This window comes from Pedobacter puniceum (assembly GCF_009674685.1).
GTDB classification, from domain to species: Bacteria; Bacteroidota; Bacteroidia; order Sphingobacteriales; family Sphingobacteriaceae; genus Pseudopedobacter; species Pseudopedobacter puniceum.
On sequence record NZ_WKJI01000001.1, the window covers coordinates 563,303 to 577,433 of the forward strand.

At 35.4% G+C, this 14,131-nt stretch carries 14 protein-coding genes; 7 read left to right on the top strand and 7 right to left on the bottom strand.

Going from position 1 to position 14,131, the window contains the following annotated elements:
- The first annotated feature begins 33 nt into the window (after positions 1 to 33).
- The 6 genes from GJJ64_RS02705 to rluF all read left to right on the top strand — a co-directional run bounded on the left by GJJ64_RS02705 (position 34) and on the right by rluF (position 5,346).
- Positions 34 to 774 (top strand): SGNH/GDSL hydrolase family protein, encoded by a 741-nt coding sequence (locus tag GJJ64_RS02705; RefSeq protein ID WP_154286216.1) that lies wholly within the window; start codon positions 34 to 36, stop codon positions 772 to 774.
- Between the two features lie 161 nt (positions 775 to 935).
- A complete protein-coding gene (locus GJJ64_RS02710; RefSeq protein ID WP_154286217.1) occupies positions 936 to 1,898 on the top strand; it encodes a fasciclin domain-containing protein in 963 nt (320 codons plus the stop codon).
- A gap of 45 nt (positions 1,899 to 1,943) precedes the next feature.
- The gene (locus GJJ64_RS02715; protein WP_154286218.1) at positions 1,944 to 2,990 is read left to right on the top strand and encodes a sensor histidine kinase; all 1,047 of its coding nucleotides are present in this window, start codon (positions 1,944 to 1,946) and stop codon (positions 2,988 to 2,990) included.
- Positions 2,971 to 3,717 carry a LytR/AlgR family response regulator transcription factor gene (locus tag GJJ64_RS02720; protein WP_154286219.1) on the top strand — a complete coding sequence of 249 codons (747 nt, stop codon included), beginning with the start codon at positions 2,971 to 2,973 and terminating at the stop codon, positions 3,715 to 3,717. Before GJJ64_RS02715 ends, GJJ64_RS02720 begins: the two co-directional genes overlap by 20 nt.
- A gap of 19 nt (positions 3,718 to 3,736) precedes the next feature.
- Positions 3,737 to 4,444 carry a hypothetical protein gene (locus GJJ64_RS02725; RefSeq protein WP_154286220.1) on the top strand — a complete coding sequence of 236 codons (708 nt, stop codon included), beginning with the start codon at positions 3,737 to 3,739 and terminating at the stop codon, positions 4,442 to 4,444.
- Between the two features lie 80 nt (positions 4,445 to 4,524).
- Positions 4,525 to 5,346 (top strand): 23S rRNA pseudouridine(2604) synthase RluF, encoded by an 822-nt coding sequence (gene rluF / locus GJJ64_RS02730; protein WP_154286221.1) that lies wholly within the window; start codon positions 4,525 to 4,527, stop codon positions 5,344 to 5,346.
- 122 nt (positions 5,347 to 5,468) lie between these two features.
- On the opposite strand, the gene GJJ64_RS02735 is transcribed toward rluF, so the two are convergent.
- The 7 genes from GJJ64_RS02735 to GJJ64_RS02765 form a co-directional block, all read right to left on the bottom strand.
- Complete coding sequence (locus tag GJJ64_RS02735) at positions 5,469 to 6,764, bottom strand: NAD(P)/FAD-dependent oxidoreductase (RefSeq protein WP_154286222.1); 1,296 nt, start codon at positions 6,762 to 6,764, stop codon at positions 5,469 to 5,471.
- 10 nt (positions 6,765 to 6,774) lie between these two features.
- Entirely contained in the window at positions 6,775 to 7,095 is a 321-nt protein-coding gene (locus tag GJJ64_RS02740; RefSeq protein ID WP_154286223.1) for a 2Fe-2S iron-sulfur cluster-binding protein, read from the bottom strand.
- Between the two features lie 2 nt (positions 7,096 to 7,097).
- Positions 7,098 to 8,111: an NAD(P)/FAD-dependent oxidoreductase gene (locus GJJ64_RS02745; RefSeq protein WP_154286224.1), complete on the bottom strand. Its 1,014-nt coding sequence runs from the start codon at positions 8,109 to 8,111 to the stop codon at positions 7,098 to 7,100.
- Complete coding sequence (locus GJJ64_RS02750; protein WP_154286225.1) at positions 8,108 to 8,542, bottom strand: MarR family winged helix-turn-helix transcriptional regulator; 435 nt, start codon at positions 8,540 to 8,542, stop codon at positions 8,108 to 8,110. The genes GJJ64_RS02745 and GJJ64_RS02750 overlap by 4 nt, the downstream gene beginning before the upstream one ends.
- 177 nt (positions 8,543 to 8,719) lie before the next feature.
- Complete coding sequence (gene secDF / locus GJJ64_RS02755) at positions 8,720 to 11,677, bottom strand: protein translocase subunit SecDF (RefSeq protein WP_154286226.1); 2,958 nt, start codon at positions 11,675 to 11,677, stop codon at positions 8,720 to 8,722.
- Between the two features lie 104 nt (positions 11,678 to 11,781).
- Complete coding sequence (locus GJJ64_RS02760) at positions 11,782 to 12,294, bottom strand: dihydrofolate reductase (RefSeq protein ID WP_154286227.1); 513 nt, start codon at positions 12,292 to 12,294, stop codon at positions 11,782 to 11,784.
- Positions 12,295 to 12,333: 39 nt separating this feature from the next.
- Positions 12,334 to 13,128 carry a thymidylate synthase gene (locus tag GJJ64_RS02765; protein WP_154286228.1) on the bottom strand — a complete coding sequence of 265 codons (795 nt, stop codon included), beginning with the start codon at positions 13,126 to 13,128 and terminating at the stop codon, positions 12,334 to 12,336.
- An 82-nt stretch (positions 13,129 to 13,210) separates the two neighbouring features.
- Between GJJ64_RS02765 and ispE the strand changes: the two genes are divergently transcribed.
- A complete protein-coding gene (gene ispE / locus GJJ64_RS02770) occupies positions 13,211 to 14,014 on the top strand; it encodes a 4-(cytidine 5'-diphospho)-2-C-methyl-D-erythritol kinase (RefSeq protein ID WP_154286229.1) in 804 nt (267 codons plus the stop codon).
- Positions 14,015 to 14,131: the final 117 nt, after the last annotated feature.

The following is a 14,131-nucleotide window of genomic DNA, read 5'->3' on the forward strand; positions in this document are numbered from 1 at the left end:
ATTCTATTAGAGTCAAAATCAATTATTAACCTTATGATAAAAAGAAGAGCATTTTTAAAAGGCACCTCTATGGCAGGTGTTTTAGCTTTAAGCATACCCGACATTGTACAGGCTGCTATGCCTAAAGCTGCAGGGATAAAACTCCAGAAAGGTGATGTTATCCTTTTTCAAGGAGATTCTATTACTGATGCTGGTAGAAAAAAAGATGATTTAAATTTTAATACACCTAATAGCTTAGGTGGAGGTTATGCCGTACAAGCAGCAGCAGAAATGCTTCTAAAACATCCTGATAAAGAGCTTAAAATTTATAATAAAGGTATCAGTGGAAATAAGGTTTACCAATTAGCAGAAAGATGGGAAAAAGATTGTTTAGAGCTAAAACCTCAGGTTTTGAGTGTTTTAATTGGTGTTAATGATTATTGGCATAAACACAACGGTAAATATGATGGCACTATAGAAACCTATAAGAAAGATTTTAGAGCTTTATTGAGTAGAACTAGAGCTAGTTTACCTAACATTAAGTTTATTATAGGTGAACCTTTTGCTGTTAAAGGTATTAAAGCTGTTGATGAATCTTGGTATCCGGCTTTTGATGAATATAGAAAAGCAGCTAAAGAAATAGCAGACGAGTTTCAAGCTGTATTTATCCCTTATCAAAAGGTTTTTGATGAGGCACAAAAATCTGCTCCGGGTGTTTACTGGACTTATGATGGTGTACATCCTTCTTTGGCTGGGGCAAAGCTCATGGCCGAAGCTTGGTTAAAAGCCATATAATTTTCTCGCCTCAGATGAATACTACTCATCTGAGGCTAATTTTAAAAACATTTTATTCTGCAATCGGTACAATTCATCCATTAAAATGGCTGCTTCAGTAGGTTAAGCAAATCTAATTTTCGTCTTTAAAGTTATTTGAGCATAACATAAAACGAAAAATTATGAGAAGCACAGTAACAAAAAAATGGATGAAATTAGGCATCATCACTAGCCTAATTCTAGTAACAGTTTCTTTTACAGGATGTAAAAAAGACGATGAACCAGTACAACCACAAAACAACATTGTACAGTTGGTAGTAAACAACCCAGAGTTTAGTTTCTTAGAGGCTGCAGTAATTAAAGCAGATTTAGTAGGTGCATTAAGCGGTGCAGGCCCACTTACTGTATTTGCGCCAACCAATCAAGCTTTTATTAATGCAGGTTTTGCAAATGAAGCAGCGGTTTCTGCCTTATCAAAAGAGACTTTAGTTTCTATTTTAACTTATCATGTGGTAGGCAGTCGTATTCTGTCATCTCAGATTCAAACAGCAGCTAATTCACCGGTACAAACCTTAGCACAAACCAATGTTTTTGTTACGAAAGACCAAAGAGGTGTTTTTGTAAATGGAGCACAAGTAGTACAAGCAGATGTACAAGCTTCAAACGGAGTTATCCATGTAATTAATAAAGTTTTGATGCCAGCAGTTGGCAACATTGTACAAGCAGCACAAGGTAATGCCAATTTAAGCTATTTAGTAGCAGCAGTATTAAGAGCTAGTGAAGGGACTACCAATGTAGCAGCAGCATTATCAGCAGCTGGTCCTTTAACTGTATTTGCACCAACCAACCAAGCTTTCATTAATGCAGGTTTTGCAACTACAGCAGCCATTCAACAAGCTAGTCCTGCTACTTTAACCAGTATTTTAACTTACCATGTTATCGGTGCCAGAGTTTTATCTACAGATTTAACAGAAGGCGCAACACCAACTACACTCAATGGCGGTACCGTAACTATAAGTTTATCAGGTGGAGCCAAAGTTAGAGGTGCAGGTAATACTTCAGCATCTAATATAACATCTGCAGATATCATCACTACTAATGGTGTGGTACATGTAATAGATCAAGTATTATTGCCTGCAAGCTAATTAATCAAGAAAAATTCATAGTATTGATGTAAGAAATTTTCTAATATGTTTGGTTTAAAATATAGGTATCTAATCATCGTAGCTTTAGGATTTTATTCTTACATCAATACCTATTTCACAGACTTTTTTAATCATTATCAAGTTAAGGCTTCAACAGAAGCCTTAATACTTTCTTTTATACTTATTGTATTTTTTGTTTGGGAATTAAGTAGATTGGCAGAGCTAACGTTAAAGCGCTATTTTAAAACGCCATCAGCTGTTAAATTTCTTGCTCTATTATTTGTTCTCAGTTTACCACTTACGTTTATTTCTGCTATCGCAGTAATTGCTATTGCAGGTATTTGGTATTCTGGTTATCAACCTACAGAAATCCAAACAGAAATAAAACTTACGCTTTTATTGGCTTTTAGAATCAATTTATTCTTACACTGTATCAATTCTATAACATACTTCTTTAAGCAACTAAGAGCAAAACAATTAGAAGCAGAGGAGTTAAAAAGAGCACAAATTCAGGCTCAACTCCAACAAATCAAAACACAAATTAATCCTCATTTTTTATTTAATAATCTTAATGTATTAGCCTCGCTTATTATGAATAAAAGCGAAGAAGCTAATCAGTTTATAGAGAGTTTTTCTGAAGTTTACCGTTATATTTTAAGAAATCAGGAAAAAGAATTGGTGAGCTTAAAAGATGAGCTTAAAGTGATGGATTTATACATCTTCTTATTAAAAAAGCGCTTTGCAGAAGCCATTAAGTTTAATATTTCTTTTGATGAACATCGCTTAGAAAATACCTACATAGTACCTGCAACCCTCCAAATTTTAATAGAAAACGCCATTAAGCACAATATTGCATCTTCAGCAAAACCACTTTGCATAGATATTGTTATAGAAAACGATACCATGATGGTGCGGAACAATTATCAGCCTAAGCAAATACTAGAAAAATCTAGTCAGATAGGATTGAAAAGCATCAATCAGCAGTATAAAATAATCTGTGGAAAAGAAATTACCGTGAAAAACCAAGATGATTATTTTGAAATAACATTACCTGTTTTAAAAGTAGAAAACTATGAAGTTTTTAATTATTGAAGATGAACCACTTGCGGCAGAAAGATTAGGTAATTTATTACTACAGCAATATCCTCAAATAGAAAAACCCATAACTTGTGACAGTGTAGAAAGTGCAGTATCATGGCTTAAAGACAACCCTATGCCTAGCTGTATTTTTATGGATATTCAATTATCAGATGGTTTAAGCTTCAGCATCAGTCATGATGTTGAAATTACTTGCCCTGTAATATTTACCACAGCTTATGAAAACTATGCTTTAAAAGCTTTTGAGCTTTTTAGTATAGACTATTTGTTAAAACCGGTAACCTTAAAAAGTCTTAAACAAGCCCTCCATAAACTAGAAACATACACTTACGCAACACTTAATGCTCAACAAAATTTACTAGATATTTCAGAATCAAAATATAAAAACCGCTTTTTGATAAAAGTAGGTAATAAAATGTTTTTTGTTGATGTAAAGGATATAGCCTATTTTATGTCTGATGACAAATCTGTCTACTTATATACTACAGATGGTAAATCATTTATTATTGATTATACTTTAGATGGTTTAATGGAGCTTTTAAATGAAAAGGAATTTTTTAGACTTAATAGACAAGTTATCGCTAGAATAGATGCCATTAAGGATATTAAATTGTATACCAATAGAAGATTAAAACTAACGCTAAATAGTGGCAATGCAGTAAACGATGTTATTGTGAGTAGAGAAAGAGTATCTGCATTTAAAACTTGGGCAGGAAACTAATTATACCTCATTTTTTATCATGAAGCTTCAACTACTCTCATTAATTTTTATTTTTTTATTAAGTCTTCCAAGTTTTGCACAGAAAAAAGAAGATGTTATATACCTGTTAAATGGCTGGGTGATACGTGGTAAAATTATCAGTAAAGAGCAAGACAAAATCAGTATACAGTCTGTAGATAGAAACGTATATGTTTTTACAACTAAAGAAGTAAAGCAAATTACTGAAGAAGAAATTCCTGCAGTTTTTAATATCAAACAAAAAGGCTTTGGTCATTTTACCGAGTTAGGGCCTTTAGCCTCTCAAAATACGGGCGAGCTTAATGTGAATACATCGGCATTTTCTTTTCAAACCATTAATGGTTATAAGTTTAATCAATACCTTTTTACCGGTATAGGGGCTGGGATAGATTTATACGCTACACAAACTTTTTTTCCGGTGATTGGTACTATTCGTGGAGATTTTAAAGCTGGTAAACAATTTGTACCCTTTTATTTTACTGATTTTGGCTATGGTTTTAACGGTACTAAAAATACCATTACAGGTGTTTCTTATGAAGGTGGGACTGTTTTTGCAGCAGGTCTCGGTTTAAAAATTGGCTTAAGTAATAATGCTGGCGTGATGATTAGTATTGGCTACCGCGATCAACGCTATGGTACCGTTCAACAAAATATCAATCTTCAAAATAATTATCAAAGAATAGCTTTAAGGGCTGGTTTTTATTTGTAGGAGGTGTTTTACTAGCCTAAAAGAATACTCCGTATATTAAACGTTAATTTTAATACTTTTGCTCTTCAGATTTTAGGATAATGAGTAACGCAAACGATTTACGTTTAAATAAAGCTATCAGCGATACAGGTTTTTGCTCTAGGCGAGAGGCCGATAGGCTAATAGAAGAGGGTAGGGTAACGATAAACGGTAAAACTGGTGTTTTAGGAGATCGTGTAAATCATGAAGATGATGTAAGGGTAGATGGTAGGAGGATAAAGTTTAAAAGTCCTGAGCAAGATATATATATCGCTTTCAATAAACCAAGGGGCATAACTTGTACTACAGAAAGGAATGTAGAAGGAAATATCATTGATTATATCAACCATCCTAAAAGAATTTTTCCTATAGGGAGGCTAGATAAACCTTCTGAAGGTTTGATTTTCTTAACTAGCGATGGGAATATCGTGAACAAGATTTTAAGAGCGGGCAATAACCACGAAAAGGAGTATGTGGTTACAGTGAATAAACCTATTACGACAGATTTTTTAAGAAAAATGGCCGCTGGTGTACCTGTATTGGGTACTATCACCAATAAATGTGTGATTAAGAAGGAAAGCGATTTTATTTTTAGAATAATTTTAACCCAGGGCTTAAACAGGCAAATCAGAAGGATGTGCGAGTATTTGGATTATGAAGTTACCCGTTTAAAGCGCATTAGGATTATGAATGTTTCTTTACAAAATATTCCCTTGGGTAAATGGCGTAATTTAACAAAAGAAGAACTAGCAGAAATTATGCAGATGGTAGCCCAATCAAGTAAAACAGAAGAAGCATCCATCATAAGCAAACCTAAGCAAAGCTACAAGCAGTTTAAGAGTAAAGGGAGCTATCATCAAAAAAGAAATAAACCCAAGTCTTAATTTAAGCTTTGATAAGAAAGACAAACTGAAAAGCCCCGCAAATTCATGCAGGGCTTTTCTTATTTTTCTTGTAGTTGTAATGATTCGTTGAATGATGCAAGGTAAGTATTTAAAATCAAATTTTAAATAGCTTCTGCTTCTTCTTTCATTAAATCTCTATCAAACTTTCTGATTATCAATCGTGTACCTCTATCGTAACTGAAATAGTTAACAATCCAATTCATCAGGGTAACCATTTTATTTCTAAAGCCTACCAAGAAAAGTAGGTGAATAAACATCCAGGTTAGCCAAGCAAAAAAGCCTTGGAACTTCCAGTATTTTAAATCAACAACTGCTTTATTTCTACCAATGGTAGCCATAGAACCTTTATCATAATAATCAAAAGCTTGGGTAGGTTGGTTATTGATGATTCTAACTAAGTTTTTAGCCAATTGCTGCCCTTGCTGTATAGCTACCTGAGCTACACCGGGATGACCATATGGATATTCAGGACTTTCTATAGCAGCTAAATCTCCAATAGCGAAGATATTGTTGTAGCCAACAATCAAATTATCGGGCTGTGTTTTAATACGGCCACCTCTAACAATTTGTGCTTTATCCAATCCTGGAATGGTAGCACCTTTAACACCAGCGCTCCAGATAACTGCTTTGGTAGGTAAAATTTCACCATCTTTTAAAACTACTCTATCGCCATCATAAGCAGCAACTAGTTTTTGAAGCATCACGGTAACGCCCATATTTTCTAAAAACTCTTGTGCTTTGTAAGAAGCTTGTTCAGAAAAAGGTGTTAAAACACGTTCAGAATTCTCTATCAAGAAAATACGCATCCTTTGTATATCCAGTTCTGGATAATCAGCCGGAAGTACGTGGTTTTTAAGTTCAGCTAGTGCACCTGCAGTTTCTACGCCTGTAGGGCCGCCACCTACTACTACAAAATTTAGAAGCGCATCTCTCCTGATGGGGTCTTCTTCAATAAGTGCTTCCTCTAGGTTCTGTAGAATTAAAGAACGTAAGTTTAAAGCTTCAGGAACGGTTTTCATCGGCATGGCATAATGCTCTATCTCTTTCTGCCCGAAAAAGTTAGTCTCAGACCCCGTTGCTAAAACCAAGTAATCATAATCAAAATCACCAATACTGGTACTAATGGTATTATTTTCTGTATGGATAGCTGTAACATTTGCCACCCTAAAGGCTAAGTTTTTTTGTTCGCGAAATACTTTACGGATAGGGAAAGCAATAGAATCTGGCTCTAAACCACCTGTGGCAACCTGATAGAGTAAAGGTTGGAAGGTATGGTAGTTATGCCTATCTAGCATCAAGATGTTTACTTCTGCATGTCTGAGCTTTTTAGCCAGTTGGATACCTCCAAATCCACCACCAATGATGATGACTTTTGGGAATTTTTTATCGCTTTTCATATCGTGATTATTAAGCTTCTTCGCCTCTAATTTTTACTTTGATGCCATCCAATTGTTCATTAACCTTCAACTGACATGCCAATCTGCTATCAGTACCTGCATCTGGGAGGGTGTCTAGCATATCTAGTTCGGTATCTTGGGCATCTGTCAATTGTTCTAAGCCTTCTAAAACCTGTACATGGCAAGTGGCGCATAAGGCCATGCCTCCGCAAGTGGCTAATACATTATATTCAGAAGCTTTTAAAACTTCCATTAAGTTGAGGTTAATATCCGTAGGAATTTCAATCTCTTGCTCTGTATCGTCTCTATCTACAACTGTTAGCTTTATCATATTTAAAAAGTGTTTACACCATAAACGGTAGTATATTTAAAAGATAATTTTTGATCGGGATAAACATATTTAAAAGCGCTCTGGCACATTAAAGCTGCCTCGTGAAAGCCACTTAAAATGAGTTTTAGTTTACCCGGATAGGTGTTGATATCGCCAATGGCATAAATTCTTTCTACGTTGGTAGAATAGTCTTCTGTATTTACTGCAATAGCCGATTTTTCAATATTTAAACCCCATTCACCAATCGGGCCAAGTTTTGGACTTAAGCCGAATAAGGGGATAAGATAATCTGCATCCAATATTTTTTCTTCTTTAGCTTTGGTAAGCAGATGTACCTTTTCTAAATGCGTATCGCCATTAATTTTATTGAGGTGAGCAGAAAGAATCAGGTTAATTTTACCCATTTCTGCAAGCTTAAATACTTTTTCTGCCGAGTCTGGTGCACCCCTAAAAGTATCACCACGGTGTACTAAAGTAACTTCTTGTGCAATATTAGCTAAGAAAATAGTCCAGTCTAAGGCAGAGTCTCCGCCACCAGCTAGTACTACTTTTCTATCACGATAAAGCTCTGGATCTTTCACCATATAGCTTACTCCTTTACCTTCAAATAATTGAAGATTTTCTATATCAGGTTTACGAGGTTCAAAACAACCTAAGCCGCCTGCAATAACCACTACTTTACAGTGGATGCTTGTCTTATCACTGGTGATGACATGATAACTGCCATCTTCTTGCTTATCTAAACGTTCAACTCTTTCTCCTAAGGTAAAGCCTGGGTCAAAAGGTTTAATCTGTTCCATCAAATTATCTACCAACTCTTGAGCTTTAATTTCAGGATAACCCGGGATGTCGTAAATAGGTTTTTGAGGATATATTTCTGATAATTGTCCGCCTACTTGTGGTAAAACATCAACTAAGTGGCAACGCATTTTAAGCAAACCAGCTTCAAAAACGGCAAATAAGCCAACCGGACCTGCGCCTATAATGCAAATATCTGTACTAATTTGTGTGTTCATATTTCTAGAGATTGATAGATGGTATTTAAAATTCTTTTTAAGTCTTCGTAATCTTTTTCGGTGAGGTTCTCCCAGGCTTTCATTCTTATTTCCGCAACTTTTGGAGCCCATTCTTCCATTTTTTGTTTCCCTTTATCAGTAAGGTGTATGGTAAAACAACGCCTATCACTGGGTAATTGTCTTCTCTCTACCAATTCTTTTTTACACAGTAAATCAATAATACGAGTGAGGGTAGGATTGTCTTTACCAATCTGCTCTGCCAACTCGCTTTGGTTTTGGTCGTTTTCTTGGTTTAATGATTTTAAAACCAACCATTGGTCTACCGTAATATCAAAACTTTCTTCTTTGAACTTTTTTTGTGCGAACTGTTTAATTCTTCTATTCGTACGGTCTAGGAGGTAGGAGTAAGTATTAAAGGATTCTTTTGTCATAACAATAATTAGTACAACAAATATATAAGAATTGTTTTAAACTATACTATTTTGGTAGAGATTAATTTGATAAATGATTTTGGATAGACAATAAGACGGGGAGAGTTAGTGTTTTACAAAACAAAAAAGGCTTTCCAAGAATCTGGAAAGCCTTTTTACTATGTTTGGGAGAGAGAATTAGTTTTTATTTCCCTCTTTTTTTCTCATAAACTCTACAACTACCGGAGTAGCTACAAATAATGAAGAGTAAGTACCTACTATTACACCAATTAACATAGCGAAAGAGAAGCCTCTTAAAATCTCGCCACCAAAGATGAATAAGATAATCAATACAAATATGGTAGACATACCCGTAACAACTGTTCTACTTAATGTGCTATTAAGTGCGTTGTTAATGATGGTTCCCATACTTTCATTTTTGTTTCTGTTATCGTTTAAGTACTCTCTAACCCTATCAAAGATTACAACCGTATCGTTGATAGAATAACCAAGAACTGTTAAGATAGCAGCGATAAATGATTGATCAATATCTAAAGAGAATGGTACAAAACCGTTTAATAAAGAGAAGAAGGCTAGTACCACTAAAACGTCGTGAGCTAATGCTACGATAGAAGCTAAACCAAATTCTAATCTTCTAAAACGGATGAAGATATAAATGAAGATGGCCAAGATAGCAAGTAAAACAGCATAAATAGCAGATGTTTTAATATCATTAGCTACTGTTGGTCCTACTTTCTGAGCATCCTTAATTTCGTAAGGAGCATTCAACTTTTTAAGACCTTCGTTAAGTTTGTTTTCAACAATTTTTTCAGTATCAGCACCTTCATCGGTAATTAAGTAATCTGTTGTTACTCTTACACCGTTACCATAGCTTTTTACCTCAGGAGCATCATTTTCAAATGCTTCAGTTAAAACATTTCTTACTTCTAAGGTGCTTATTTCTTTCTGGAATTCTATCACGTAAGTTCTACCACCTTGGAAATCTACACCTAAGCTGAAACCTCTGGTAAATATAGAGATGATACCTGCAATGATGATGATAGAAGAGATGATATAGAATTTCTTACGTTCTTTTACGAAATCAAAAGTAGAACCTTTGAATAATTTTTTAGTAAAAGGAGTAGAGAAAGGTACATTTTGGCCTTTTTCAACTTTTTGGTCTAATACCAATCTACTGATGAAAATAGCTGTAAATAAAGAACAGATAATACCAATAACTAAAGTGGTTGCGAAACCTAAAATTGGCCCAGAACCCATCACCATTAAAATAACACCTGTTATTAAGGTTGTGATGTTAGAGTCTAAGATAGCCGAGTAAGAGTTAGAGAAACCATCGGCAACAGCCAATCTTAAAGATTTTCCAGATTCTAATTCTTCTTTAATTCTTTCATATATCAATACGTTAGCATCTACTGCCATACCTATGGTTAGTACCAAACCTGCAATACCAGGTAAAGTCCATACAGCACCTAGAGATGCCATAACACCAATTAAGAAGAATAAGTTAGCTAATAGTGCAAGGTTTGCAATCCAACCTGCTCTGTTATAATAGAACAGCATGAATAGTAATACTACTAATAAACCTGCTACAGAAGATGCTAAACCTTTATCAATAGATTCTTTACCTAGAGTAGGACCTACTACGTATTCTCCAACAATTTTAGCAGGAGCAGGTAATTTACCCGCTTTTAATACGTTAGCTAAATCTTTTGTTTCTTCTGGTGTGAAGTTTCCTGATATAGAAGAAACACCATTAGGGATTTCACCAGATACTCTCGGAGCGGTATAAACCATGCCATCTAAAACAATAGCGATTGATTTATTGTCTTCTTCGCTTTGTGCAGAACCTGCGGCCGCAGCTGTGATTCTTTTCCACTCACGAGCACCTTCTGAGTTCATCACCATCACTACCTCAGGATTTCCTTTTTGGTCAAAGTCATCACGAGCGTTAGAGATAACGTCACCTTCTAAAGCTGGTTCTCCGTTTAAGCCGGTAGCTTTAATAGCATATAATTCAAAAACTTTATCAGTTTCTGAGATAGCTTTTACGCCCCACATTAATTTAACGTTAGGAGGGATAACAGCTTTGATATCTTGCTCTGCAAAAATAGCGTTGATTTTAGCAGTGTCTCTTTGGTTGGCATAACCTACAACGGCACCTGGTCTTAAACCTTGCTGGCCATTAGCACCTTGGAAAGTTGCCGGAGCCAATAAAGCAAACAATGGGTTAGATTTGGCTAATGCCGCACTTGCAGCAGCAGAATCTTTGGCAACTGTATCTTTTTTAGCGCTTAATAAGGCAGGTTTGTTACCTGCTTTAGCAAGGCTATCAGCACTTTTAACCGCTGGTTTTGCTTCTTCTTTAGGCTGTTTAGCAGCTAAAATATTATTGATATTTTGAATAAGAGGGAAAATCTCTTGGTTTTCAAAAGTTTCGTAGAATTCTAATTTTGCAGAACCTTGTAATAACTTACGAACACGTTCTTTATCTGTTACACCTGGTAGCTCAACCAAAATTCTGTTAGAACCTTCTTGTAATTGGATGTTTGGTTGTGTTACCCCAAATTTATCTATACGAGTTCTTAAGATGTTGAAAGATCTTTCAACAGCAGAGTTTGCTTGTTTATCTAAGAAAGTTTTTACTTGAGCGTTGGTAGCATCTAACTTAAGCTCGGCAGCGTTTTCTTTTGTTGAATAAAAAGTTGCTAATTTACCGCTAGGGCTTAATTTTTCATACTCCTGTACGAAAAGTGCTACTAAACCTTCCTGACTGGTTTTTAATCTGTTTTGAGCATTTTTTAATGCCTGATTGAAATTGGCATCATCCGGGTTGTTGGCTAAACTTCTAATCAATGCAGATAAATCTATCTCCATGGTTACGTTCATACCACCTTTTAAGTCTAAACCTAACTGTATTTCTCTTTCTTTTACATACTGGTAAGTATGACCAAGTAGAGGGTAAACAGGTTGTGAAGACATAGAATCTAAATAGATTCTTTCTTTTTCAGGATCGCCTTTTGCATACTCTTTAGCATCACTTTCTACCTTGTTGGCAAAAAATGTAAAAGAAAGGGCATACAAACTCAGTAATGTTAAAATAACTGCTGCAAACTTAATTACTCCTTTGTTTTGCATTTTGTTTTTAATTGATTATTAGTACTTCTCTTTTATATAAGACGGCAAAGCTAATTAAATTTTTAAATTATAAAATTTCTAAAATTAATTTATTTATATATGTATCAAGGCTTTTGCAGTATCAGGAAAGAATAATCATAAGCATGCTTCTCATCCTTAGTAAAATCTTCTCTGCTTATAATATTCCAATCTTCTAATTTTAAGTCGGTTAGATAGGTGTCTGCTTCAAAAACATGGTGTACAAGGGTTAAATAAATCTTATGGGCTAGGCCTAAAGATTGTTTATAAATTTCTGCTCCACCGATGATAAAAACTTCATTTTCGTTTTTAGTTTGCTTTAAAGCTTCGGCAAGGCTGCTGTAAACCTCGGCACCCTCTATGTGTAAATCTTTTTGGCGGGTAATTACTATATTTCTTCTATTAGGCAAGGGTTTACCTATAGAATCATAAGTTTTACGCCCCATAATGATGCTATGACCAGATGTTGTTTTTTTAAAAAACTTTAAATCGTTGGGTAAATGCCATAGTAATTGGTTGTCTTTACCAATGGCATTGTGTTGGTCTACAGCAACTATTAAAGATATATTTTGAGCTTCCTGAGCCTCTTGGTTCTGCATATTTTCTAATGAATGCTTTATCTATTTTATTGATGAACTTTATACGGCTACTTCTGCTTTAATATGTGGATGCGGGTCGTAATTTAATAAAGTAAAATCTTCGTATTTAAAGCTGAAAATATCTTTCACCTCTGGGTTAATTTGCATGGTTGGCAGAGGTCTTGGTTCTCTACTTAATTGCAATTTGGTTTGCTCTAAATGGTTATTGTATAGATGGGCATCGCCAAGGGTATGTACAAAATCGCCAGGTTTTAAATCGCAAACTTGTGCCACCATCATGGTTAGTAGGGCATAAGAAGCAATATTAAAAGGCACACCTAAGAAAATATCAGCGCTACGTTGGTACAGCTGGCAGCTTAGTTTACCATCAGCAACGTAAAACTGAAAAAAGCTGTGGCAAGGTGGCAAGGCCATGTTTTCTATCTCGGCAACGTTCCATGCAGAAACAATAATTCTTCTAGAATCGGGGTTGTTTTTAATTTGGTTGATGATTTGCGAAATCTGGTCGATATGCCTACCATCTGGCGTAGGCCAAGAACGCCATTGCGAACCGTAAACCGGACCTAAATTACCGTTTTCATCGGCCCACTCGTCCCATATTCTTACCCCATTATCTTTTAAGTATTTGATATTGGTATCGCCACTTAAAAACCAAATCAACTCGTGGATGATAGATTTAAGATGCAGTTTTTTGGTGGTTACCATAGGGAAACCTTCTTCAAGGTTAAAACGCATTTGATAACCAAAAACACTGATGGTTCCGGTACCCGTTCTATCATGTTTTTGTGTGCCATTTTCTAAAACATGGCGCATTAAATCTAAATATTGTTTCATTTGGAATATACTGAACCTACAAATTAAAATAATCTATATTTGCTATCCTATTAATGTGCAAAACTCTTAATTGTTAATATCCATGATAGCCTTTCCAAATGCTAAAATAAACATTGGTTTAAATATCATCAGTCGTAGAAATGACGGTTACCATAACCTAGAAACTGTTTTTTACCCTGTACAAATTAAAGATGCTTTGGAAGTTGTGGAAGCTAGCGACATGAGTTTTGAATCATCAGGGATAGAAATTCCGGGACATGCCAATGAAAACCTTTGTTTAAAAGCTTATGATTTACTAAGGAAAGATTTTGATTTACCCAATATTAGCATTCATTTACACAAGCAAATTCCTATTGGCGCAGGTTTGGGCGGAGGCTCGGCAGATGCCGCTTTTTTCTTGAAATTGATAAACGAGAAATTTGACTTAGGCTTAAGCCTAGAGCAGCTGCAAGGCTACTGCCGTAAGTTGGGGGCAGATTGTGCCTTTTTTATAGAAAATAAACCACTTTTTGCACATGGAAAAGGAGATTATTTTGAGCCTATAGCCTTAGATTTATCTTCTTATTATATGGTTTTGGTGATGCCTCCTGTACATGTTTCTACTGGCGAAGCTTACCGAGGCGTAAAACCACAAGCGTCTGCCATTTCTTTAAAAGACCTTGTACAATTACCTATTGAAGCTTGGCAGGGTAAAGTTAAAAACGATTTTGAAGGGCATATTTTGGAAGCCCATCCTGCTATAAGAGGTGTAAAAGCTGCTTTACTAGAAGCAGGCGCTTTGTTTGCTTTGATGAGTGGGAGCGGAGCTTCTGTGTATGGTATCTTTAAAGCAGAACCAGATTTGAGTGCTTTAGCTAAGGATAATCTTATTTTTAAAGGGATTTGAGGGGTATCAGTTTCCAGTTGTGAGTTTCCTGTTCTCAGTTCTGGGTGGAGATTTTTATTTATTGAAGGATTGATTTTAGAATGATTGATTGAAGCTTTCCGCTTTATGCTTTTAGCC

Excerpts from the sequence above, each read along its gene's own strand:
- GJJ64_RS02710 (WP_154286217.1), top strand. The coding sequence starts at position 936 with ATGAGAAGCACAGTAACAAAAAAATGGATGAAATTAGGCATCATCACT.
- GJJ64_RS02760 (WP_154286227.1), bottom strand. The coding sequence starts at position 12,294 with ATGCAGAACCAAGAGGCTCAGGAAGCTCAAAATATATCTTTAATAGTT.
- GJJ64_RS02705 (WP_154286216.1), top strand. The coding sequence starts at position 34 with ATGATAAAAAGAAGAGCATTTTTAAAAGGCACCTCTATGGCAGGTGTT.
- GJJ64_RS02720 (WP_154286219.1), top strand. The coding sequence starts at position 2,971 with ATGAAGTTTTTAATTATTGAAGATGAACCACTTGCGGCAGAAAGATTA.
- GJJ64_RS02745 (WP_154286224.1), bottom strand. The coding sequence starts at position 8,111 with ATGAACACACAAATTAGTACAGATATTTGCATTATAGGCGCAGGTCCG.
- ispE (WP_154286229.1), top strand. The coding sequence starts at position 13,211 with ATGATAGCCTTTCCAAATGCTAAAATAAACATTGGTTTAAATATCATC.
- GJJ64_RS02750 (WP_154286225.1), bottom strand. The coding sequence starts at position 8,542 with ATGACAAAAGAATCCTTTAATACTTACTCCTACCTCCTAGACCGTACG.
- rluF (WP_154286221.1), top strand. The coding sequence starts at position 4,525 with ATGAGTAACGCAAACGATTTACGTTTAAATAAAGCTATCAGCGATACA.
- secDF (WP_154286226.1), bottom strand. The coding sequence starts at position 11,677 with ATGCAAAACAAAGGAGTAATTAAGTTTGCAGCAGTTATTTTAACATTA.
- GJJ64_RS02735 (WP_154286222.1), bottom strand. The coding sequence starts at position 6,764 with ATGAAAAGCGATAAAAAATTCCCAAAAGTCATCATCATTGGTGGTGGA.
- GJJ64_RS02725 (WP_154286220.1), top strand. The coding sequence starts at position 3,737 with ATGAAGCTTCAACTACTCTCATTAATTTTTATTTTTTTATTAAGTCTT.
- GJJ64_RS02715 (WP_154286218.1), top strand. The coding sequence starts at position 1,944 with ATGTTTGGTTTAAAATATAGGTATCTAATCATCGTAGCTTTAGGATTT.
- GJJ64_RS02765 (WP_154286228.1), bottom strand. The coding sequence starts at position 13,128 with ATGAAACAATATTTAGATTTAATGCGCCATGTTTTAGAAAATGGCACA.
- GJJ64_RS02740 (WP_154286223.1), bottom strand. The coding sequence starts at position 7,095 with ATGATAAAGCTAACAGTTGTAGATAGAGACGATACAGAGCAAGAGATT.